Genomic DNA, 21,182 nt, shown 5'->3' on the forward strand with positions numbered 1-21,182 from the left:
TCCCGTGTTCTACGACGCCGCCGCCCGCCCCTCGAGCATCCGCCATGACCCGCTGAAGGCGCTGGTCGTGCCACGGCCGATCGGTTGGATCAGCGCCGTCAGCGCCAAGGGCGAGGTCAATCTGGCGCCTTATAGCTTCTTCAACGCCGTAGCCACCTCTCCGGGCATCGTCGCCTTCTCCAGCGGCGGCTACAAGGACAGCGTCGCCTTTATCGACGAGACGCGCGAGTTCGTCTGCAACATCGCCACCTTCGACCTGCGCCATGCCATGAGCGAGACCTCGGCGCCTCTGCCGCGCGGCGAGAGCGAGTTCGATGTGGCCGGGCTGGAGATGGAGCCTTCGGCGCTGGTGGCGCCCCCGCGCGTCAAGGGCATCGCGGCGGCTCTGGAATGCCGCTGGCTCTCGACCACGGAACTGGCCGACATCGGCGGCCAGCCGACCGGCTGGTGGCTCGTGCTCGGCCAGGTCGTCGGCGTTTACATCGACGATCGGTTCGTCACGGACGGGATCGTCGACACCGCGGCGATGCGGCCGATCGCGCGCCTGGGCTACCGGGATTATGCGGTGGTCGACGAGGTCTTCTCCATCACCCGCCCCCCGGGCGGCGGCGATTCCGGGCCGCAGCAGGAGCAGTAGGGGATGTCGGGATCGGATTGCCCGGCTCCACCTCGTTGAGCGGGGAGCACGCCGCTCCGAACGGGCGAGCGTGCCCGATCGGAAAGTGCCCGCGCGGCGCCCGCTTCCGCCGGAGCCGCGCGTTCTCTTAAGGCTGACCTCGCCCGGCCCGCGCCAGGACCCGTTCGGCGCGGACCAGATGTGGACGGTCGATCATGTCACCCCCGATCGAGACGACGCCGAGCGTCGGATCGGCGGCAAAGGCGTCGACGATGGCCTGGGCGTGGGCCAGCGCGTCGGGCGAGGGGGTGAAGCGCTCGTGGATCACCGGGATCTGGGCCGGGTGCACCGCGAGCTTGCCGACGAAGCCGTCGCGCACGGACTCGCGGCATTCGCGATCCAGGGCGTCCAGGTCCTTGAGATTGGTGAAGACGCTGTCGATGGCGTCGACGCCGGCGGCCGCGGCGGCGAACAGCAGCAGCGAGCGCACCAGGCGGAAGGGTTCCGAGAACTGGCCGTCGTCGCGCTTGTTGGTCTGCGCGCCAATGTCGGCGGAGAGGTCTTCCGCCCCCCAGGAGAGGCCGAGCAGCCGCCGGCTCGACCCGGCATAGGTGCCGAGCGCGAAGACGCTGGCACCCGTCTCGGTGGCGACCGGCATGATCCGCGTCACACCATCGGCAAGCTCGCTTTCGGCCTCATGCACGGCAAGCTTGGCGCCGAGGCGGGCGATGTCGGCGCCGCCGCATGATTTGGGCAGGATGATGCCGTACGGCCCCCGAGCCATGACCGCGGCGAGGTCGCCGTCGGTCAGACCGGTGTCGAGCGCGTTGACGCGGACGAAGAGCCGCGGGCCGCCGCTCGCCCCGGTCGCCTCGTTCAGGAAATCCCGCGTCACCTGCCGGGCCTTGTCCTTCTCTCCGGCAGCGACCGAATCCTCCAGGTCGAGGATCAGCGCGTCGGCGCCCGATTGCATCGCCTTGGTCATCTTCTTCGGGCTGTCGCCCGGCACGAACAGATAGGAGCGCATGGGCGCCTCAGGCCGTTGGGCGCTTGAGCATGAAGGCCTGGCGCCGGCACTCGGCCACCAGCGTGCCGTCCTGCTTGTAGGCGCGGTGGATGAAATCGACGATGCCGGCGGTCGGACGCGAGCGCGACTCGCGCACGGCGGCAATCTCGCTCTCCACGCGGATGGTATCGCCCTCGAACAACGGGGCGGGGAACTTCACGTCGGACATGCCCAGATTGCCGATGGTGGTGCCGACCGTCGTGTCGTTCACCGAGATGCCGATCATCAGCCCGAGGGTGAACAGCGAGTTCATGATCGGCCGTCCCCAATCCGTCTCGGTGGCGCAGAAGTGCGCATCGATGTGCAGCGGCTGCGGGTTGAGCGTCATGTTGGAGAACAGCATGTTATCCATCTGCGTGACCGTCCGCGTCAGGCGATGCCGGAACACCTGGCCGACCGCGAAGTCCTCGAAGTAGAGCCCGCCGCGGGGATGGGGTGCAGGGGCGTTGGCGGTCTCTGCCATGGCGTCGTCTCCTCGCTCTGGGCGTCGTTTGCGGCCGCAGCCGCGTCGTCAGTAGCCGAATTGCTCGCGCAGAATGCGCTCGTCGAGGCTGTGGCCGGGATCGTGCAGGAGCACGAGATCGATGCTGTGGTCCATCTGCACGTCGACGCGAGTGACCGAGCGGACCTCGGCGGCATCGGCGACGGCCGACACCGGCCGCTTCTCGGTCTCAAGCACCTCGATGCCGATCCGGGCGTGATCCGGCAGCAGGGCGCCGCGCCAGCGCCGCGGCCTGAAGGGCGCCATCGGCGTCAGCGCCAGCAAGGGCGCATTGAGCGGCAGAATGGGCCCGTTGGCCGAAAGATTGTAGGCGGTGGAGCCGGCCGGAGTGGCGACGAGCGCGCCGTCGGCCGTCAACTCTTCCATGCGCACCTTGCCGTCCACGGTGATCCTGAGCTTGGCGGCCTGGTAGGATTGGCGCAGCAGTGCCACCTCGTTGATGGCCCGCGCCTGGTGCGCGCCGCCGTCGCCGTCGCGGGCGGTCATCAGCAGCGGATGGATGATGCTTCGGTGCGCTGCGGCGAGCCGCTCGATCAGATCGTCCTCGCAATAGTCGTTCATCAGGAAGCCGACGGTGCCGCGATGCATGCCGTAGATCGGCTTGCGCGCCTCCATGAAGCGATGCAGCGTTTGCAGCATCAGGCCGTCGCCGCCGAGCGCCACGACGACGCTCGCCTCGACGGGATCGACGCCGTCGTAGCGCGCCGCAAGGCGCTCCAGCGAGGCGCGGGCTTCAGCCGTGTCGCTGGAAACGAAGCCGATCGTCGGATACCGCTGGTGCATCGCCTGCCTTGCCGCCGGTGGGTTCCGCCTAGAGCATTTTGCCATTGGATGGGATCATCCAATGGCAAAATACTCATAACCTCTTGAATTCGGAGCGCTTCTCTTGGGGCCGGGCGGTGCCGCCCCAGGCGTGAAGCGCGCTAGCGCATTCCTTGCATCGTATGTGATCATTCAATTGCAAGGAATGCTCCAACTCTTTGAATCTGGATCGCTTCTTTGGGGATTGGGCGCCTTCGCCCATCGCGAAGCGCTCCAGCCCCCGCGGGTCGCGACGCCCGGAGACATAAATGGACAAGACGCTTCTCGTCTACACGACCTTTCCCGACGAACGGCTGGCGGCGGACGCAGCGCGTGAGCTGGTGCGCCGCAGGCTGGCCGCCTGCGTCAACGTCATTCCGGGCATGCAATCGGTCTACGCCTGGCACGGCGAGATCGAGGAGGGCCGCGAGGCTGTGGTCATCTTCAAGACGCGGACGGGCCGGCGCGACGAGCTCGTGACTGCGCTCAGGGCCGTGCACCCCTACGAGACGCCAGTCGTCATGATCCTCGAAGCTGCGGCAGACGATGCGACGGCGGCCTGGATCATGCGGGAGACCGCCGACTGAAACGGCCGGCAGCGGAACACCGGCGCGGCAGCGCGGTTCTCCACACCGGTGCTCATGTGGAGGAGGATATTTCTATGTTCCGCTACGGTCTGTTGTGGCTCCTGGGCGTGCCCATCCCGATCCTGATCCTGATCTGGGCCCTCGGCGGTCTCCACTGAGCGCCTGCGGGAATGGATGCGTCGCCGAGGGACCGCGACGCTCCGGGGTGCGTGCGCACAAAAATATCAGCCGCTACGGAACCTCCGTCCGAACGCGGCGTTGAACATATGTCGAGGCACCAAAGCCCCCCCAGCCCCGCCTCGACATTCTGCTCGCGTATGAGCTGGCCCTTCTTCGGCTTAGGTCGAGGGAGGGCCTTTCGTTTTGCGCATCGCCGCGCCGGCTCATCCCCCGTCGCTTTCGCTCCGGCCTTGCGCTATGGCTCACCCTCTCAGCAAGACGGAGGAAATGCGCATGGTATCGATTGTCGCCACGATCAAGGTGAAGCCCGGCCAGGAGGCGAGTTTCGAGAAAGTGGCCAAGGAACTTCAGGATAAGGTCGCTGCCAACGAGCCCGGCTGCGAATACTACCGGTTGCACCGCGCGCCCGAGCCCGCGACATACGTGTTCATCGAGCGCTACAAGGACCAGGCGGCGATCGACGCGCATCGCAAGACCGACCACTTCCGCGCGCTCGGCAAGGAGATGGGCCAGTTCATGGACGGTCCGCCCCAGGTGCTCGTCCTGCAGGAGGCCTGACGGCCGGGCGGGATGGCGGTCTCGGCGCCATCCCGCCACAAATTCGGCGGTAAATGGGCGCGACGGTTTCGCCGGGGGACTTCCATGGTCGAGGAGGCCGGCGTGAAATCTCTGATCTTAGCCGCAATGGCGCTTTGTCTCGGCGCGGCGGGCGCGCTGGCAGCCCCTCCGCGCATCCCCTCGTACGATCTGCGCGATACCTGCCGCACGCCGGCCGATTCGGGGCGCACGACGAGCGATCTGCCCAGCGGATGCATGGGCGACGAGCGCGCCGCCAAGGCCAGCGTCTCCAAACAATGGACCACGCTCAGCACGGCGGACCGCCAGACCTGCGAGCGCACGGCCGGCAGCCGCGACGCGCCCAACAGCTATGTCGAACTGCTCGTCTGTCTAACCATGGCGCGCGATGCCCGCCGGGTGTCGCCCTGACGCGACGCCGGACCGGCGAGCGGCAGCACGACGTGTCCTGGACCGTTCAATCTGGCTTGAGCAGAAAATGGCCGTAGGCGCTGGCGATCGGCTTTTGTCGATCGTCCTGCCAAGCCTCCACGGCGATGGCGGCGACACGCCGGCCTTCCTTGGTGATCGTGGTGCGGGCGAACGTGTCGACCGGCCGGCCCGAGCGCAGGTAGTTGATGGTCAGGCCGATCGGCTTGGGCGAACGGCCGCCGCCCATCTCGGCTGCCACCTGCACCATGGCGGAGGTCTCGAGGAAGGCGCCGATGGCGCCGCCGTGCAGGGCAGGCAGCACCGGGTTGCCGATGAGGTGGGGCCCGAAGCGCAGGATGGAGGTGACGGTCGGCCCCTCCTTTTCCACCTCGACGCCGAGGAACTGCGCATAGGGCATGAGACCGAGGGAGCCGTCCGAGGGTCTCGGGTCGCGGGGCGGCGTCGCGCGCGGCGAGGCCTCCGGCAACTTGGCCGGCGCGTCCCGTCCCATGAGCGTGCGGTTGGCCGACAGCATGAAGGTGGCCACCGAATTGGCGATGAGATCGTCTTCGCCGTTCTGGTAGGCGGTGGCCCGGACGAAGGCGATGTTCTTCGTCATCTTGTAGCAGTGGGCGTGCGCGTGAACCGCGACCCCGCTCACCGCCGGCTTCATGTAGTCGATGCGCAGATCCAGCGTTGCGATCGCGGCCTTGATCGGCTGGGTCACCTGGACGGCTGCACCGGCGGTATGGTCGAGCAGAGCCGTGATGACGCCGCCGTGCATGACGCCCGTGCGGTTGTCGCCGACGAACATGGATTGATAGGGCAGGGTGAGCCAGGCGTGGCCCCGCGCGGCTTTCTCGAGCGTCATGCCGATCGCCTTGGCGTGGGGCGTGCCTCCGGCGATGTGGCGTTGCATCAGCGCGATGTGTTCCGGCTTCAGGGGCTCCGGGGTGGCAGTCTCGGACGTGGTCATCGCGTGCTCGGTCTCCAGAGGTTGCGGCCTCGGCGTGGTCGTGCGGCCCGGGTGCCGGCGACCGGGCGAACGGACCATGCCGGGATGGCTCGGCGGCTCCAGCGTGCCTCACGTACTGGCTCATTTCCGCGGGAGCGGCAACCGGTTCGCGGGCCGCTGAACGGCTGGTCGACGGACGCCCCGCTGGCGAGGATCGGCATCCGCGCGCCCGCCGAGTACAGCGTCGGGCTCGGTGAATATAGCTATTGAATTTGAATCGTTCTAATGAGCGTGTGCGAGGCTTTCATTCGACCTCGCTGAGCATTACCAAGTTTCATGATCGCCGCTCAGCCGGAAGACTTGCCTCCCCACCGCTCGCGCGAAGTGTCGATTCATCTCGGCGGCCGGCTCATCGTTTCGGCGGGTGAAATCACGTGTCGACCACAGCGTCATATCGAGACGGCCTTGGGCGAAGGCCTCAAGATCGTGGTCAAGCTGTCCGGTGGCACCACGCTGCGGATCGACGACGATCCGCCGATTTCGGTGCAGGCTCCGGCGGTGGTCATGATCCTGAGCAGCGGCGAGCACCGCCGCTACCAGGAGTTCGAGGACGGCGTGTCCGATCGCTACGCCATCGTGCATGTCGATCCGGAGGTGGTGCGCGCCGAGATCGGCGTCGATCTGTCGGATTGGGTCGGGGACCGGGGCGAGGGCGCCGCCTTGGTGTTCACGGCGCCGCTCGATGCCGCGACCAGGTCGGCTGCGACTCAGATTGCCTCATCGGTCGCGCGACGGCCGACCCATCGACTCTATCGCCTGGGCAAGGCGTTGGAACTCGTCGCGCTTGCCCTCGAGCAGTTCGCGCCCGAGATGCAGCAGCGCCGCCTGGCGACACGCCTGCGCACCTCGGAGCTGGAGCGGGTCCAGGCGGCCCGCGACTTCCTGTTCGGAGCCCTGCGGGATCCACCCGGCGTCGAGGATCTGGCGCGGCGGGTGGGGCTCACCGTGCGCAAGCTGAACAGCGGCTTTCGCCGGACCTACGGCGGTACGGTCCAAGTGGTGCTTCAGCAGCAGCGCCTGGAGATGGCTTACAAGATGCTCGCCAGCGGCGAGCTGTCGGTCGCCGAGGTGGCGTACGAGGTCGGCTACACGCCGGCGCATCTGTCGACGGCGTTCCGCAAGCGTTTCGGCGTGCGGCCGAGCGGACTGCGCTAATGGCGGGCCGGCGCGCTTTCTTCCATAGGTTCTAAAGTTGATCGCAAGAATGAGTGCGTAGAGCGAAAGTCACTTGGATTGATCCGTCCTCGCGCCCCCGCTACGACCAAACCAGCGGATGTTTGAACGTATTTCGCGCGCAGAGTGGCGCGTGCGAACTTGCGAATAGTTGGATGGTCGATGGACGCGACTAGGGTACTGGCGAAACTGCGCTATGATGCGGCGCTTCCGATTGGAATGGCTCTAGCTCTCTTGTCCGGAGGCGCGCAGGCGCAGGGCGTGAGCCTACCGACCATCGAGGTGCAAGGCGCCGGTGATGGCACGGGCGGAGCCGGCGGGCCTGCAGCCGAGACGGCGCGGGGCCCAGTCAACGGCCTCGTCGCCAGCCGCAGCGCCACGGGCACCAAGACCGACAGCGCCCTGATCGAGACGCCGCAGTCGATCAGCGTCGTGCCCAGCCAGCAGATCGAGGACCAGGCGGCACAGAGCGTCAGCCAGGCCCTGCGCTACACCCCGGGCGTCGTCTCGGAGAGCCGGCCGGGCCGCTACGACAGCGTCTTCGTGCGCGGCTTCGGCGGCGGCGGCACCGCCGCCAACTACGTCAACTACCTGGACGGGCTGAAGCTGCAGCGGGCCATCAACTATGGCGTCCCGTCAGTCGAGCCCTACGGCCTCTCCCGCATCGAGGTGCTGCGCGGCCCCGCCTCGGTTCTCTATGGGCAGGGCAATCCGGCCGGCATTATCAACCTGATCAGCAAGAAGCCGACGCCGGAACCCTTCGGCGAGGTGCTGCTGCGCGTCGGCAGCTACGGCGAGAAGCAGGCGGCCTTCGACATCGGCGGTCCCGTCAACGCCGACAGGACGCTGATGTACCGCGTGACGGGCCTGACACGAGGCGGCGACACGCAGGTGCAGTACACCCGCGACGAGCGCGTCTACATCGCGCCGGCCTTCACCTGGAAGCCGGACGACGCCACGACCCTCACCGTGCTGGCCAAGTACCAGAATGACCCGGAGACGGGGTTCTACGGCTTCATGCCCGCCGTCGGCACGGTACTTCCCAACAAGAACGGCAGGATACCGACCAAGTTCTTCCCCGGCGATCCCATCTTCGAGGGCTTCAGCCGCAAGGAAGCGATGATCGGCTACGAGTTCGAACACCATTTCAACGAGGTGTTCACGGTGCGCCAGAACGTCCGCTTCATGGACCTGGACAGCTACTTCAAGACCATCGCCGGGGCGGCCCTGACCATGCCGGGCCAGTCGATCATCACGAGGCGCGCCACTTATTCGCGCGAGCATTTGGCCGCCTTCAACGCCGACACCCAGGTCGAAGCGCGCTTCAACACCGGCGCGCTGCGCCACAAGATGCTGCTGGGTCTTGACTATCAGTACGGCGATTCCAGCGCCTGGACCGGCTTCGGCGGCACGGTCAGTCCGATCAACTGGCTCGCGCCCGTCTACTACCAGCCGTTCACCCCGGCCTCGGCGGGCTACATCGATCAGATCGCCAGTCAGGCCGGCGTCTACCTGCAGGATCAGGTAAAGTGGGACCGGTTCGTGCTGCTGGCGGGTGTGCGCACCGACTGGGCCAAGGCGGACATCGTGACCCGCGCGACGGGCGCCTCGACGAAGCTCAACGATCGGGCGGTGACCGGCCGCGCGGCGCTGCTTTATCTCTTCGACAATGGGGTCGCGCCCTATGCCAGCTATTCGACATCGTTCGATCCGGTCACGACGCTCGGCTTCGGCGGCACGCCGTTCGAGCCGACCACCGGCGAGCAATACGAAGCCGGCGTGAAGTACCAGCCTCCGGGCATGAATGCGTTCATTCAGATGTCGGCCTACCAGCTGACCCAGCAGAACGTGCTCACCGCGGACCCGACAAACATCGGGTTCTTCGTGCAGACCGGCGAGGTCCGCGCGCGCGGCATCGAGATCGAGGGTCGCGCCACGCTCATGGAGGGCCTGGACCTGATCGCAGGCTATTCCTACATCGACGCCCGCGTCACCAAGAGCAACGTGGCCGCCGAAGTCGGCCAGCCGCCGGTGGCCGCGCCGCGCCAGACCGCTTCGGTGTGGGCCCAGTACACCTTCCAGGGTGGCCCGCTGCTCGGCCTCTCCATCGGTGGCGGCGTACGCTACGTGGGGGAGAGCAACGGCGATGCGACGGGCTTTTTCACCGTGCCGACCGTCGGCAGGATCCCTGCCAGGATCCCGGCCTATGGCCTCGTCGATGCGGTCATCAGCTACGATTTCGCGGCGGTTAACCCCCGCCTCAAGGGTATGAAGCTGCAGGTGAACGCCCAGAACCTGCTCGACAACCAATACGTCTCCTCCTGCTTCTCCCAAAGCTGCAACTATGGCTTGCGGCGGACCGTGCTCGCGACTTTGTCGTATCGGTGGTGAGCGGCAGGACGGTGTCGCGCGGGCTGGCCGTTGGCCTCACCGCCGCGATGTGGAGCGGCATGGCAATGGCAATGGAACAACCGGCGGTGATCCCGGCATCGGAGGTGCGCGACGTCGTGGCCCGCTCGGGCCTGGCTTACCGCATCTTCGTCGGCAAGCCTCAGCGCGAGGCGCCGCGGGGCGGCTATCCCGTGCTCTATGTGCTCGACGGCAACGCCGTCTTCGGCACGGCGGTGGAGACCATGCGGCTGCAATCGTGGCGCTCCGAGGTCTCCGGCGTCGATCCGACGCTGATCGTGGCGATCGGCTACCCCGGCGACGCGGCCCTGTCGCTCGACCGGCGGGCGCTCGATTACACGCCGCGGCCGGCCGGGGTCGCCGCGGATGCACGGTCCGGCGGGGCCGACGCCTTCCTCGATTTCATCGAGACCGAGCTGAAGCCGCAGATCGAGCGGGACTTACCCGTCGACCGCTCGCGGCAGGCGCTGTTCGGCCACTCCTTTGGCGGGCTGTTCGTGCTGCACGCCCTGTTCAACCGGCCCGGCACGTTTCAGGCCTATGTCGCCGCAAGCCCGTCGATCTGGTGGCACGACCGCACAATCCTCGCCGCCGAGGCATCCTTCGTCGCGCGCGCTTCCGGGATCGCGCCGAAGCCGCGCCTGTTGATCACCGTCGGTGCCGACGAGCAGCCACAGGTTCCGGCAGCGGCCCTGCCGAGCCCTCACCTCACCCGAATCGCTTCGGCCCGGATGGTCGAGGAGGCGGAGGCGCTGGCCGGCCGCCTCGCGGCTTCGGGCGCCCTGCCGGTCGCCTTCGTGAGCTTCGCGGGAGAGAATCACGCGTCGGTGATCCCGGCGGCGCTGAGCCGGGCTCTGCGTTTCGCCGGCCGCCGTGCGGAGCCACCCTCTGCCCCCGACGTCCCATAACCGCAATGCTGGTATGCGCATGACAGATCCCTCCGATCAGCCGTGGACCCGTCGCTTTCGCGGCCATCGGGTGCTCCAGGTCGTCGGCGCCTGCAACGTCACGCCGCTCATGCGCCGCGTGACCCTGGGCGGCCCGGAGGTCGTCGGCATCCCCGATGGCTCGATCATCAAGCTGATCATCCCGCCGGCGGGCGTTCGGGACGACTGCTGGCCGCTGCGCGGTCCGCGCGGCGAAGCGATCTGGCCGCCCGAGGAGCGCCGTCCGGCGATCCGCACCTACACCGTCCAGCACCTCGATCGCGCCCGCGGCGAACTCGACGTGGATTTCGTGCGGCACGGCCGGCACGGGGTCGCCTCGTCGTGGGCCGAGCGGGCGCAGCCCGGCGATCCGATCGGCATCGGCGGTCCTTTCCCGCTCGGCATCGGCGCTGCGGACTGGTATCTCTTCGCCGGCGATCACACGGCGCTGCCGGCGATCACGCGAGCCCTCGAGGAGCTCCCGGCCGACGCGCGCGGGCACGCCTTCATCGAGGTGCCGGACCGGGCCGAGGAGCAGGGACTTGCGGCGCCCCCCGGCGTCGAGGTCACCTGGCTGCACCTCGACGGAACAGTGCCTGGCGCCAGCCGCGCCCTCATCGATGCGGCCCGTTCGGTGGCGTGGCCGAAGAGCGGTGCACCATTCGTCTGGGTCGGGGCGGAATCCCGCACGGCACGGGCGATCAAGGCCTATGTCCGCGACGAGCGTGGCCTCGACCGGCGCCGCTTTCTGATCATCGGCTATTGGAAGAGCGGCATGAGCGAGGGCGAATACGCCGACGCGCACGATCACGACAGGGGCGAGGACTATCACGCGGTGGCGGATGAGAGAAACGGCCACGACCACGCTCACGAGGCCGCGGAGCACGGGCAGCCCGACCGGTGAGAGGCCCTGGCGGACTGCGCAAGGTGGTGGCTGGCGCCCGTGGGGGCGGCTGGACGGCAACGGTCGCCGCGGCCGCCCTGTGCCTGATGCTGCTGGCGCTGCCGGCGGCCGCCCAGGACACGATCACCCTGACCGACGTGGCCGGGCGGACCGTGACCATTCCGCGGGCCCCCAAGCGCATCCTGCTGGCACAGGGCCGTCACTTTCCGGCCTTGACCCTGATCCACCCCGAGGCCGCCAGCCTGATCGTCGGCTTCGGCGGAGATTTCAAGCGCGAAACGGCCACGTTCGCGCTTTACCTGAAGCGCTATCCGCGGCTCGGCGAGTTGCCGGTCATCGGCCAGGGCTCGCCCGCGACCTTCTCCATCGAAGCCGCGCTGGCAACGATGCCGGATCTGGTGATCACCAGCGCTTATCTAGGCGGCGAGTCGCCCGCATCGACTGAACAGATCCGGCAATTCGAAGCCGCCGGGGTCCCGGTGGTCGTCGTCGACTTCTTTGTCCACCCCTTGCGCGACACGGTGCCGAGCTTGCGCATCCTGGGGCAGGTGCTCGGCCGCGAAGCCCAGGCGCAGGCGCTCATCTCCTTCTGGGAGCAACGGCGCCGGCGGATCGACGAGCGCGTCGGGCGCCTCGAGCGCCGGCCGACCGTGTTCATGCACGTTCATGCCGGTGGTAGCGACTGTTGCTACTCGCCGGGCCGCGGCACCTTCGATGCCTTCATCACCGCCGCTGGCGGGCACAATATCGGCGCCGACGTTCTGCCGGGGACGACCGGCCAGCTCAACGCCGAATACATCCTGTCGCGTCAGCCGGACGCCTATATCGCAACCGGCGGCTCCCACCTGGCGGCGCGCGGCGGCTTCGTCCTCGGGCCCGGCGTGACCGCCGAGGCTGCCGCGGCTTCGTTTCGGGCGACCATCGCCCAGCCGCCGGTGGCCAGTCTCGGCGCAGTCGCGCGCGGCCGCGCTCTCGGCCTCTGGCACCACTTCAACGATACCCCCGTCAACATCGTCGCCGTCGAGGCGATCGCCAAATGGCTGCATCCGCAAGCTTTTGCCGACGTCGACCCGGCCGCCTCGCTGGCGGAGATCAACGCGCGATTCGCCCAGGTGCCGTTCGGCGGAACCTTTTGGGTGTCGCTCCCTGCGCCCCGCTGAGACCCAATGTTACGCGGCGATCGGTGGGCTGAAGCGCGCATGAAGCAGCTTCAACTTTGCCGACGCGGTCAGTTCGGCCGAGCTGTCGGATCTGATCCACGAACATCGTGAGCTGGACACGAGCGACAGTTCTCCTAACCTGTAGGCCGAGAGCGGCAACGACGCGCCAAGTGCGTCGAGGCAAAGCCGCTCCGTCGATAGGGAGGAAGCGGACATGGCGAACGCGTTGCGCCGGTGCATGATCATCTGCGCGTCGGCCTCGATGATCGGGCTGTTGACCGGACCGGCCCGCGCCGCCGGCGTCTATGACGCCGGCGCCAGCGACACGGAGATCAAGCTCGGCCAGACGGTGCCCTACAGCGGCCCGGCCTCCTACGCGGGCGTCATGGGCCGGGTCCATACCGCGTATTTCGAGCGCCTCAACAAGCAGGGCGGCCTCAACGGGCGCAAGATCAACCTGGTCTCGCTCGACGACGGCTATAGCCCGCCCAAGACGGTGGAGGCGACCCGGCGGCTGGTGGAAAGCGAGCAGGTGCTGGCGACGTTCTCCTCGGTCGGCACGGCTCCGCAGGGGGCGGTGCAGAAGTACATGAACACGCGTGGAGTTCCGCAACTGCTCGTCGGCAGCGGCGCCACCCGGTTCAACAACCCGCAGGACTTCCCATGGACGACGCCGGGCTCGGCGCTCTACGCCACCGAGGCGCGGGTGCTCGCGCGCTACCTCATCAACACCAAGCCGGCGGCCAAAGTTGCCATCCTGCACCAGGTCGACGAGCTCGGGCGCGACTACGTGACCGCGTTCAAGGCCGAGCTCGGCGCCAAGCACAAGGGCATGATCGTCGCCGAGGCGACCTACGAGGTGGCAGATCCTACGGCGGATTCGCAGGTGGTGAAGCTCGCCGCCTCAGGCGCCGATGTCTTCCTCAATCTGACGGTGGGCAAGTTCGTGTCGCAGAGCGTGCGCAAGGCGCGCGAGGTCGGCTGGGAGGCGGACCAGTACCTGCTCAGCGGCTCCGCCACCATTTCCCTGTTGCGGCCAGCAGGCAAGGAGAGCGCCACCGGCGTCCTTGCGCTGCGCTCGGTCCGCAGCATCAGCAGCCCGAAATGGGCCGACGACCCTGATGTCAAGGACTACCTGAGCTTGCTGCGTGAGTACCTGCCCAACGTCGACCCGACCGACAACGTTGGGTTTGCCGGCTATTCGACCGCCAAGCTGATGGTGCAGATCCTCGACAAGTGCAAGGATGACCTCACTCGCGCCAACCTGCTCAAGCAGGCCACCGACCTGCGCGGCATGACGGCGCCGATCAACCTGCCGGGCGTGACCTACACGACGACGCCGCAGGACTACTCGCCGCTCAAGTCCTTCGCCCTGTCGCGTTACGAGAACGACGACTGGATCATGGGGCAGGAGATCGCGCTCACTGACTGAGCCCTCCGCCGCGTGCTAAGCGGATGTCCCCGTTCGGGCGCGTCGCCGCCTGCGGCGGCCGTCCTACTCATGATGCGGAGAGTTGCGTGATCAAGCTGACCTTCTGTCTCGTGCGCCTGCCGCATCTGAGCCGCGAGGAGTTCCAGCGCTACTGGCGTGAGCACCACGCGCCGCTGGTCCGTGCACGGGCCGACATCCTGCGCATCCAGCGCTATGTCCAGAGCCATACGCTGGCTGAAGGGGAGGCGCCGTGGCTGCGCGCCTCCCGCGGCGCGCCGGAGGACTTCGATGGTGTCGCCGAGCTCTGGTGGGGCTCGATGGCCGACTTCACCCATCGCAGCCCAGAAACGATCAAGGCCGGGGCCGAGCTGCTCGCCGATGAGAAGACCTTCATCGACCTCGCCAGGTCACCGATCTTCCTCAGCCGGGGTCTGGAGGTGGTGGGCGACTCGGCCTAGCGAACCTCTCCGCCCGCGGGCCGTTGCTGTCCCTGTCTCTCCCGCAGCAGACGGAACGGCAATGCCGGGCTGGCCATCCCGGCCTGCCCGGCCCTGAACTGCCAATGCTGAAGCTGGTGCTGGCGAACGGCCGGATGCGGCCGTTGGCGGCCGATCGGCGGCTCGCCGGTCATCGGCTCTGCCGGCCCGAGCCTGACCCTTGTCCTGACCGGCTTGCGGCCACGGAGGCGCCGTACTTCGTTTGGAGGAGGGCAGGGGCAGTCCGCGCCGGGGCTGCCCCCGATTGGGCGAATTGCGCAGTCGGGCATTTGCCCTAACCATTTCTGCAAGCTCCCGCGCCGCGCTCATAGGCAACGGCCGGGCCCCCGCTAGCGCTTGCAGTAGAAGCTTTCGAAGACCGTGCTTGCAGTTCGCAGCTTTATCGTCGTCTTGTCGTTCGTGCTGACGCTGGCCGCGCCATCGACGTTGCGGACATTCCCCGCATGGGGCGGCTCGTTCGTCGAGTCGGCCGCGTTCTCAGCTGAGGTCGGTCGCGATCACGCGCAGGGCCGTGCCTGTCACAGCGAGCCCTTCAACGACGGCTTTGCCAGCGCTCATGACGATGTAGACGGCGCCTGTGGGCTCCCCTCGCCAGCCGTCGATCCTTCGGCGCCGCTTTCCCGTGGCATGCGCCGGCCGGACGATCGGCCTCTGCCAGGCGGTGCAGGTCACGGCCTCGACCGCCCTCCGAAGCCGTCCTTCGTCTGAGCCACGCCCGTTGGCGCGGTCGAACGCCACGCAATCCCACGCAACGAAGCTGGGCTGAAGCGCGGTGTCGGTCGCGCTGTTCAGAGCGCGTTCCCATCGGGAAGCGGCCGCTGTCCGACATCGGGCCCGCCGAGGACTCGGCCGTCTGCCCTTCATCGACGGAGCGGAGCGCTCTTTCACCCTGCGGTTGCCATGGCCTCGGCCGGCAGCGCATGGGCGCCACCACGCCGCGCGGTCGGCCGCGCGCCACCATCTCCCAGGTCTCGTCGCGGCTGATCATGGAGCCGCGCGGCAGGAATATGAGGTTGACCTGATGAACCGGCTTCTGAAGGCGCTCCTCTGCCACAGCGTGTTCGGCGCGTGGTTGCGCCGTCTGCCCTTCGCCCAGCGACTCTACGCCAGGATTGTCTGGTCGCGGCGAATGAACCTGATGTTCGGCGTGTTCGACAGCTTCGGCGAGGCCGAGGCCTTCGCCGCCGGCTTCGGCAAGGTCGGCTGGAACGATGCGGCCCTGGCGAAGGTTCTCGTCGAAGGGACGAGGCCCGCCGCTTCTCCGGCACCGCCCAAGGTTCTCCAGACCTCGCAATTCGCCGTTATGCTCTGGCTGATGAAGCTCCTGCACTCGCGCGGCACCGTCACAGATCTCGGGGGTGCGGGGGGCGGCTTTTACGAGCTGTGCGTGCAGTATGGCTTGCTCGACCGGCTGACGCGCTGGCATGTCGTCGACATGCCCGAGGTGGTGAAGCGCGGCAACGAGCGCCACAGGGCATTGGGATCGTCCAAGATCAGCTTCGGGACGGATCTCAAGGCCGCGCCCCGAGCCGACATCCTGCTCGCCCTTGGATCCCTGCAGTGCATGGCTGATCCCCTCGGCGAACGAGGGCCCGGCATCCTGGAAGGGGTTCGCGCATCGTCCGATGTAGTGTTGATCAACAAAGTGCCGTTGATTGATGGCGACGACGTATGGACGGCACAGAATTACCTGTCCTCGGCGTCACCATATCGACTGTTCAATCGGCGCAAGTTCTTCGCCTATTTCGAACGGCACGGCTATCGCGTCGTCGATCGATGGGCGGTTCCCGAATTGGCGATCGAAATCCCCTTTCATCCGGAACGGGTGATGACGGAACTCGAGGGCTTCTGCTTCATGCACGACAGCGCGATTGCGGATGGGAGCCTCACCAGCCGCCGCCCTTCGCGCTCTGCCAAGCCCGCAACGGCGCGACGGCTCCATTGCCAACAGAAGGCGCGGCAATCCCTCCTTCACCTTGGGCCTTGAACATAGGAGACTGCCCAGCCGCAGCCGTCCGGAAGGAGCTTTGTCATGGCCGTTCGTGCCGCCGATGTGATCGCCGCAACGCTTGCAGACGCAGGCGTCCAGCGGGTTTGGGGGGTGGTCGGAGATTCGTTGAACGGCATCACCGATGCGCTTCGCGCCACGCCGGTGCGCTGGATGCACGTGCGGCACGAGGAGGTGGCGGCCTTCGCCGCCGGAGCCGAGGCCCAACTCACCGGCAAACTGGCGGTCTGCGCCGGCAGCTGCGGGCCTGGCAACCTGCACCTGATCAATGGCCTCTACGATTGCCACCGCACGCGCACCCCGGTGCTGGCGATCGCGGCCCATATCCCAAGCCCCGAGATCGGCAGCAGCTACTTTCAGGAGACGCACCCCGCGGAGCTCTTCCGCGAGTGCAGCCACTATTGCGAGCTGATCTCCAGCCCCTCCCAGATCCCTCGCGTGCTCGACATCGCCTTGCGCACGGCGATCCAGAAGCAGGGCGTGGCCGTGATCGTGCTGCCCGGCGACGTGGCCTTGCAGGCGGCCGACGCCGGCCGTCAGCGGCCCTGGACCGAGATCGCGCCGCCGGTCGTCGTGCCGGCGGCGAGCGAACTCGACCGGCTCGTCGCGCTCGTCGGCGCCGCCGAGCGGATCACCCTCCTGTGCGGCGCGGGCTGCGCCGGCGCTCGCGAGGAGGTGCTGGCGCTCGCCGGGGCGCTGAAGGCGCCGATCGTGCATACGCTGCGTGGCAAGGACGTTCTGGAGCACGACAACCCCTTCGACGTCGGCATGACCGGCTTCATCGGCTTCGCGTCGGGCTACCATGCCATGCTGGATGCCGACCTCCTGATCATGCTCGGCACCGATTTTCCCTATCGCCAGTTCTATCCGACGGCGGCCAAGGTGGTGCAGATCGACATCCGCGCCGAGAACCTGGGCCGCCGCGCTCGGCTGGACGTGGGGCTCGTCGGCGACGTCAAGGCGACGCTTGCGGCGCTGCTGCCCAAGCTCGGCTCGCGCGCGAACAACCGCTTTCTCGAAAAGGCGCAGGCGCATTATCGCACGGCTCGCAAGGGCCTCGACGACCTCGCCACCGGCACGCCCGGCCGCATGCCGATCCACCCCCAATATCTGGCCAAGCTGATCGACGAGGTCGCGGCGCCGGACGCGGTGTTTACCGTCGACGTCGGCGAGACCACCGTGTGGGCGGCGCGCTACATCGGCATGGGGGGCGGCCGCAAGCTCGTCGGCTCCCTGCTGCACGGCTCGATGGCCAACGCCATGCCGCAGGCGCTGGGGGCACAGGCGGCGTTCCCCGGTCGCCAGATCGTGTCGCTCAGCGGCGACGGCGGCTTCACCATGCTGATGGGCGACGTCATCTCGCTCCGTCAGCTCGACCTGCCGGTGAAGATCGTCATCTTCAACAACGGCCTGCTCGGCTTCGTCGACATGGAGATGAAGGCCGCGGGCTTCCTCAACGTCGGCACCGACCTCCAGAACCCGGATTTCGCCGCCATGGCGCGGGCCATCGGCATCACCGGCATCCGCGTGGAGGATCCGGGCGAGCTGAGGTCGGCGCTCGAGGAAGCGTTCGCCGCCCCCGGGCCGGCGTTGGTGGACGTGGTCACCGACAAGATGGAGCTGGTCATGCCGCCGGCGATCAAGGCGGAGCAGGCCAAGGGCTTCAGCCTCTATGCGGCACGGGCTTTGCTCAACGGCCGCGGAGACGAACTGGTGGAACTTGCCCGCAGCGCCCTGTTCCGCTGAGTCGCCCTTGCCGCACATCCTGAAGCAAAGGACCTTCCATGGCGTTCGTGTGTGACCTGCCGGCCGTCCCGACCGTCCAGCAGGACGATAGCGTTGCCCGCATCACCCGCTGGGACTTCGAGCCCGGCGCGGTCACCGGCTGGCACGAGCACGGCTGGCCCTATTTCGTCGTGATGCTGATCGCCGGCTCGCTGCGCATGCACGACGGCACCAAGGTCACCGACGTGCCGCTCGCCGCCGGCCAGACATATCTGCGTCCCGCGGGGGTGCGTCACGACGTGATGAACGGGTCGCCGCACCCGATCGCCTTCATCGAGATCGAGGTGAAGCGTCCCGACGGGCTGGTGATGATGCCGCAAGCAGGTGCGGCATCAACTTAGCGCTCGATCAGCGGCCGCGAAACACGGCAGGCCGCTTCTCCACGAAGGCGCGGAACGCCTCCTTGGTGTCCTCGCTCTGGAATAGCCGACCGTGCTTCTCGGTCTCCAGCGCGATGTAGTCGCTGAAACCTAGGCGCTCGGCTGCCAGGAAGTTCGCCTTCATGGCGCGAATGGCCAAGGGCGCCGCACGGCCGAGCCGCTCGGCCAGCGCGGCGACGTCGGCGTCGAACCTGTCGGCCGGCGAGACTCGGGACACCAGGCCGATGCGCAAGGCCTCGGCGGCCTCGAATTTGCCCGGCAGGAAGTAGAGCTCGCGCGCCTTGGCCGCTCCGACGATGCGCGGCAGCGTCCACGGGCCGCCCATGTCGCCGGCGACACCCACGTCCAGGAAGGCGCTGTTGAAGCGCGCCGTCTCCGAAGCGATGCGCAGGTCGCAGGCACAGGCCCAGCCGAGCCCGGCACCGGCGCAAGCGCCGCTGACCGCCGCGATGGTGACCGCCGGCATCTCGTGCAGCAGCACCGAAATTTCGAATTCCCTCGGGCTGCTGCGGCCGCCGCCGCCGGCGCCCGACGCATAATGCTTGATGTCCGCCCCCGGGCAGAAGTCGGCCCCCGTGCCGCGCAGCACCACGACCCGCACGGTCTCGTCGTCGGCCAGGTCGCGGAGCGTGCCGTAGAGGTCGGTCATCATCGCAGCGGTGATGCCGTTGCGATGCTCCGGGCGGTTGAGCCGCACGGTGGCGACGGCGTCGCTGCGGTCGACGGTGACGGTCTGGCGGTCCACGCTCATTTGTCCTCTCCTGTCCAGGCGGCGAAGCGCGGCGGGCGCCGCTCCACGAACGAGCGGGCGCCTTCCCCCGCGTCGGCGCTGCGCAGCGCCGCGATCATGTGATGGTGGGTCTCGGCGACCGACTCGGCGAACGGCCGCCCGACGTCACGGTGCACCTGCGCCTTCATCACCGCCAGCGCCCGGGGCGACACGGTGGCGGCCATGTCCGCGACGTAGGCCTCGACCGCGTCGAGGAGCCGGTCCGCCGGGACCACGCGATCGGCGAAGCCGACCCGGTAGGCTTCCGCCGCATCGATCCGCCGCGAGCTCCAGAGCAGATCGAGCGCGCGGCTGAGCCCGACGATGCGCGGCAGGAGCCACGAGGTGGCATGTTCAGCGATGAGGCCGCGCCGCGAGAACACCGTGGTGAGCGTCGCCTCCTCGGCCATGAAGCGCAGATCGCACATCATGGCGAGCACGAAGCCGCCGCCGGCGCCGACCCCGTTGATGGCGCCGATCACGGGCTTGGAGATATCGAGCAGGAAGCTGAACAGGGCGGGGCGCGGCTCCGCCTCGTTCAGCGTGGGCACCCCCTCCGCGCCGGTCTGCGCGGCCAGCACGCTGATGTCGAGGCCGGCGCAAAAGCCGCGGCCTGCCCCCGTGATACAGATGGCGAGCACGTCGGCGTCGCGCTCGGCGGCGCGGGCGAACAGCTCCACATCGGCGATCATCTCGTGCGTGAGCGCGTTCAGCGCGTCCGGCCGCTCTAGCCGAATGAGGCCCAAGGGTCCCCGCCGCTCGTAACTGACCAATCCGGTCACCGTTTCCTCCCCATTGCCGCGCCGCCTGGCCGAACGCGGTTTGCGCGACGGTAGCATGCGCGGCGCCGCGCCTGTCAAAGCGCAGGCATCATGGCTGATCATGCGCGGCTGCGGGGCGGATCGGCCTTGTCGGGAGTGCGTGGCGCAGCCGAGGCGATTCGATACGGTAGGGCCGCCACGGGCGAGAGGACACATGGCCACGCATACGGGATCCAGTCGGGCGATCTATGCCGCTCTGTTCGGCAATCTGGCCGTGGCCGTCGTCAAGTTCGTTGCAGCCGGCTTGACGGGCAGTTCGGCCATGCTGAGCGAGGGCGTCCATTCCCTCGTCGACACCGGCAACGAGCTGCTGCTGCTCCATGGACTGCGGCGGGCGTCGCGGCCGGCGGACGCGATGCATCCGCTCGGCTATGGCCGCGAGCTCTACTTCTGGAGCTTCGTCGTCGCCCTCCTGGTCTTCGCGGTGGGCGCGGGCGTCGCCTTCTACGAAGGCGTGGCGCACATCCTGCGGCCTGAGCCAGTGCGGAACATCATGGTGACCTACGTCGTGCTCGGCCTGTCATTCGTATTCGAAGCCATGACCTGGCGGGTGGCGCTACGCCAGTTCCAAGCAGAGAAGGGCTCCCTCAGCTATTTCGACGCGTTCCGTCGCAGCAAGGACCCGACGACCTTCACGGTGCTGTTCGAGGACAGCGCCGCCCTGCTCGGGCTCGTCGTCGCCGGCATCGGCATCACCGCCGCCCATGTCCTCGGCATTCCCGAGCTCGACGGGATGGCGTCGCTCGGCATCGCCGCCATCCTGGCCACGACCGCCATCATGCTGGCGCGCGAGAGCAAGGCCCTGCTGATCGGCGAGCCGGCCTTTCCCGACGTTCAGGCGGCCATCCTGTCCATCGCCGGCAGCGACCCGGCGGTGCAAAATGCCAATGGCGTGGTCACCGTGCACCTGTCGCCCGACCAGATCTTCTGCGCTCTCAGTCTCGAATTCGAAGACCGGCTGACGGTGCCGGAGATCGAGGCGTGCGTCGAACGCATCGAGGGCCGTCTGCGGCGCGAGCAGCCGGCCATCATCGCGGTGTTCGTCAAGCCCCAGACCAGCGGCCGTTGGGCGGCGCTGCGCAAGGCAGCGGACGCCGCCCGCTGACGGCTGGGCGAGCAACTCGCCCTGCCGCGACGGCCGCCGGCTCGCAACGGCGCCGTACG

At 68.0% G+C, this 21,182-nt stretch carries 21 protein-coding genes; 15 read left to right on the plus strand and 6 right to left on the minus strand.

Going from position 1 to position 21,182, the window contains the following annotated elements:
• Window positions 1-4 precede the first annotated feature (4 nt).
• Entirely contained in the window at window positions 5-637 is a 633-nt protein-coding gene (locus IEW34_RS16215; RefSeq protein ID WP_188610234.1) for a flavin reductase family protein, read from the plus strand.
• 127 nt (window positions 638-764) lie between these two features.
• Here the strand turns inward: IEW34_RS16215 and IEW34_RS16220 are convergent, their stop codons facing one another.
• The 3 genes from IEW34_RS16220 to IEW34_RS16230 are packed head-to-tail and all read right to left on the minus strand — an operon-like array spanning window position 765 to window position 2,967.
• Window positions 765-1,643, minus strand: coding sequence for an HpcH/HpaI aldolase/citrate lyase family protein (locus IEW34_RS16220; RefSeq protein WP_188610235.1), 879 nt, complete (start codon window positions 1,641-1,643; stop codon window positions 765-767).
• Window positions 1,644-1,650: 7 nt separating this feature from the next.
• Window positions 1,651-2,145 (minus strand): MaoC family dehydratase, encoded by a 495-nt coding sequence (locus tag IEW34_RS16225; RefSeq protein ID WP_188610236.1) that lies wholly within the window; start codon window positions 2,143-2,145, stop codon window positions 1,651-1,653.
• 48 nt (window positions 2,146-2,193) lie between these two features.
• Window positions 2,194-2,967 carry an NAD kinase gene (locus IEW34_RS16230; protein WP_188610237.1) on the minus strand — a complete coding sequence of 258 codons (774 nt, stop codon included), beginning with the start codon at window positions 2,965-2,967 and terminating at the stop codon, window positions 2,194-2,196.
• A gap of 287 nt (window positions 2,968-3,254) precedes the next feature.
• Here IEW34_RS16230 and cutA point away from each other — a divergent pair, with 287 nt between their 5' ends.
• From cutA to IEW34_RS16245, 3 genes are all read left to right on the plus strand, one after another.
• Entirely contained in the window at window positions 3,255-3,572 is a 318-nt protein-coding gene (cutA, locus tag IEW34_RS16235) for a divalent-cation tolerance protein CutA (RefSeq protein WP_188610238.1), read from the plus strand.
• Between the two features lie 453 nt (window positions 3,573-4,025).
• Window positions 4,026-4,310: a putative quinol monooxygenase gene (locus IEW34_RS16240; RefSeq protein WP_188610239.1), complete on the plus strand. Its 285-nt coding sequence runs from the start codon at window positions 4,026-4,028 to the stop codon at window positions 4,308-4,310.
• A gap of 84 nt (window positions 4,311-4,394) precedes the next feature.
• Window positions 4,395-4,739: a hypothetical protein gene (locus IEW34_RS16245; RefSeq protein WP_188610240.1), complete on the plus strand. Its 345-nt coding sequence runs from the start codon at window positions 4,395-4,397 to the stop codon at window positions 4,737-4,739.
• A gap of 46 nt (window positions 4,740-4,785) precedes the next feature.
• On the opposite strand, the gene IEW34_RS16250 is transcribed toward IEW34_RS16245, so the two are convergent.
• A complete protein-coding gene (locus IEW34_RS16250; RefSeq protein ID WP_244642016.1) occupies window positions 4,786-5,715 on the minus strand; it encodes a PaaI family thioesterase in 930 nt (309 codons plus the stop codon).
• 315 nt (window positions 5,716-6,030) lie between these two features.
• Here IEW34_RS16250 and IEW34_RS16255 point away from each other — a divergent pair, with 315 nt between their 5' ends.
• The 10 genes from IEW34_RS16255 to IEW34_RS16300 all read left to right on the plus strand — a co-directional run bounded on the left by IEW34_RS16255 (window position 6,031) and on the right by IEW34_RS16300 (window position 18,389).
• Window positions 6,031-6,909, plus strand: coding sequence for a helix-turn-helix transcriptional regulator (locus tag IEW34_RS16255; RefSeq protein ID WP_505625736.1), 879 nt, complete (start codon window positions 6,031-6,033; stop codon window positions 6,907-6,909).
• Window positions 6,910-7,188: 279 nt separating this feature from the next.
• Window positions 7,189-9,318 carry a TonB-dependent siderophore receptor gene (locus tag IEW34_RS16260; RefSeq protein ID WP_188610242.1) on the plus strand — a complete coding sequence of 710 codons (2,130 nt, stop codon included), beginning with the start codon at window positions 7,189-7,191 and terminating at the stop codon, window positions 9,316-9,318.
• 65 nt (window positions 9,319-9,383) lie between these two features.
• Window positions 9,384-10,244 carry an alpha/beta hydrolase gene (locus IEW34_RS16265; RefSeq protein ID WP_210324513.1) on the plus strand — a complete coding sequence of 287 codons (861 nt, stop codon included), beginning with the start codon at window positions 9,384-9,386 and terminating at the stop codon, window positions 10,242-10,244.
• A 19-nt stretch (window positions 10,245-10,263) separates the two neighbouring features.
• Window positions 10,264-11,166 (plus strand): siderophore-interacting protein, encoded by a 903-nt coding sequence (locus IEW34_RS16270; RefSeq protein WP_188610244.1) that lies wholly within the window; start codon window positions 10,264-10,266, stop codon window positions 11,164-11,166.
• On the plus strand, window positions 11,163-12,326 hold the full coding sequence (locus tag IEW34_RS16275; protein ID WP_244642018.1) for an ABC transporter substrate-binding protein: 1,164 nt from the start codon (window positions 11,163-11,165) through the stop codon (window positions 12,324-12,326). Before IEW34_RS16270 ends, IEW34_RS16275 begins: the two co-directional genes overlap by 4 nt.
• A 262-nt stretch (window positions 12,327-12,588) precedes the next feature.
• Window positions 12,589-13,758: an ABC transporter substrate-binding protein gene (locus IEW34_RS16280; protein WP_444542162.1), complete on the plus strand. Its 1,170-nt coding sequence runs from the start codon at window positions 12,589-12,591 to the stop codon at window positions 13,756-13,758.
• Window positions 13,759-13,844: 86 nt separating this feature from the next.
• Window positions 13,845-14,216: an EthD domain-containing protein gene (locus IEW34_RS16285; RefSeq protein WP_188610245.1), complete on the plus strand. Its 372-nt coding sequence runs from the start codon at window positions 13,845-13,847 to the stop codon at window positions 14,214-14,216.
• Window positions 14,217-15,276: 1,060 nt separating this feature from the next.
• Window positions 15,277-16,242 carry a methyltransferase, TIGR04325 family gene (locus IEW34_RS16290; RefSeq protein ID WP_188610246.1) on the plus strand — a complete coding sequence of 322 codons (966 nt, stop codon included), beginning with the start codon at window positions 15,277-15,279 and terminating at the stop codon, window positions 16,240-16,242.
• Between the two features lie 45 nt (window positions 16,243-16,287).
• Window positions 16,288-18,009 carry a ubiquinone-dependent pyruvate dehydrogenase gene (gene poxB / locus IEW34_RS16295; protein ID WP_188610247.1) on the plus strand — a complete coding sequence of 574 codons (1,722 nt, stop codon included), beginning with the start codon at window positions 16,288-16,290 and terminating at the stop codon, window positions 18,007-18,009.
• 38 nt (window positions 18,010-18,047) lie between these two features.
• Window positions 18,048-18,389: a cupin domain-containing protein gene (locus IEW34_RS16300; protein ID WP_188610248.1), complete on the plus strand. Its 342-nt coding sequence runs from the start codon at window positions 18,048-18,050 to the stop codon at window positions 18,387-18,389.
• Window positions 18,390-18,396: 7 nt separating this feature from the next.
• Here IEW34_RS16300 and IEW34_RS16305 read toward each other — a convergent pair whose 3' ends face one another.
• Together IEW34_RS16305 and IEW34_RS16310 are read right to left on the minus strand one after the other, a co-directional pair.
• Complete coding sequence (locus IEW34_RS16305; protein WP_188610249.1) at window positions 18,397-19,179, minus strand: enoyl-CoA hydratase/isomerase family protein; 783 nt, start codon at window positions 19,177-19,179, stop codon at window positions 18,397-18,399.
• Window positions 19,176-19,979 (minus strand): enoyl-CoA hydratase-related protein, encoded by an 804-nt coding sequence (locus IEW34_RS16310; RefSeq protein ID WP_188610250.1) that lies wholly within the window; start codon window positions 19,977-19,979, stop codon window positions 19,176-19,178. The genes IEW34_RS16305 and IEW34_RS16310 overlap by 4 nt, the downstream gene beginning before the upstream one ends.
• Before the next feature lie 193 nt (window positions 19,980-20,172).
• Here IEW34_RS16310 and IEW34_RS16315 point away from each other — a divergent pair, with 193 nt between their 5' ends.
• The gene (locus IEW34_RS16315; protein ID WP_188610251.1) at window positions 20,173-21,123 is read left to right on the plus strand and encodes a cation diffusion facilitator family transporter; all 951 of its coding nucleotides are present in this window, start codon (window positions 20,173-20,175) and stop codon (window positions 21,121-21,123) included.
• Window positions 21,124-21,182 lie beyond the last annotated feature (59 nt).

The organism is Chelatococcus reniformis, from assembly GCF_014640075.1.
In the GTDB taxonomy this organism is placed as follows: Bacteria; Pseudomonadota; Alphaproteobacteria; order Rhizobiales; family Beijerinckiaceae; genus Camelimonas; species Camelimonas reniformis.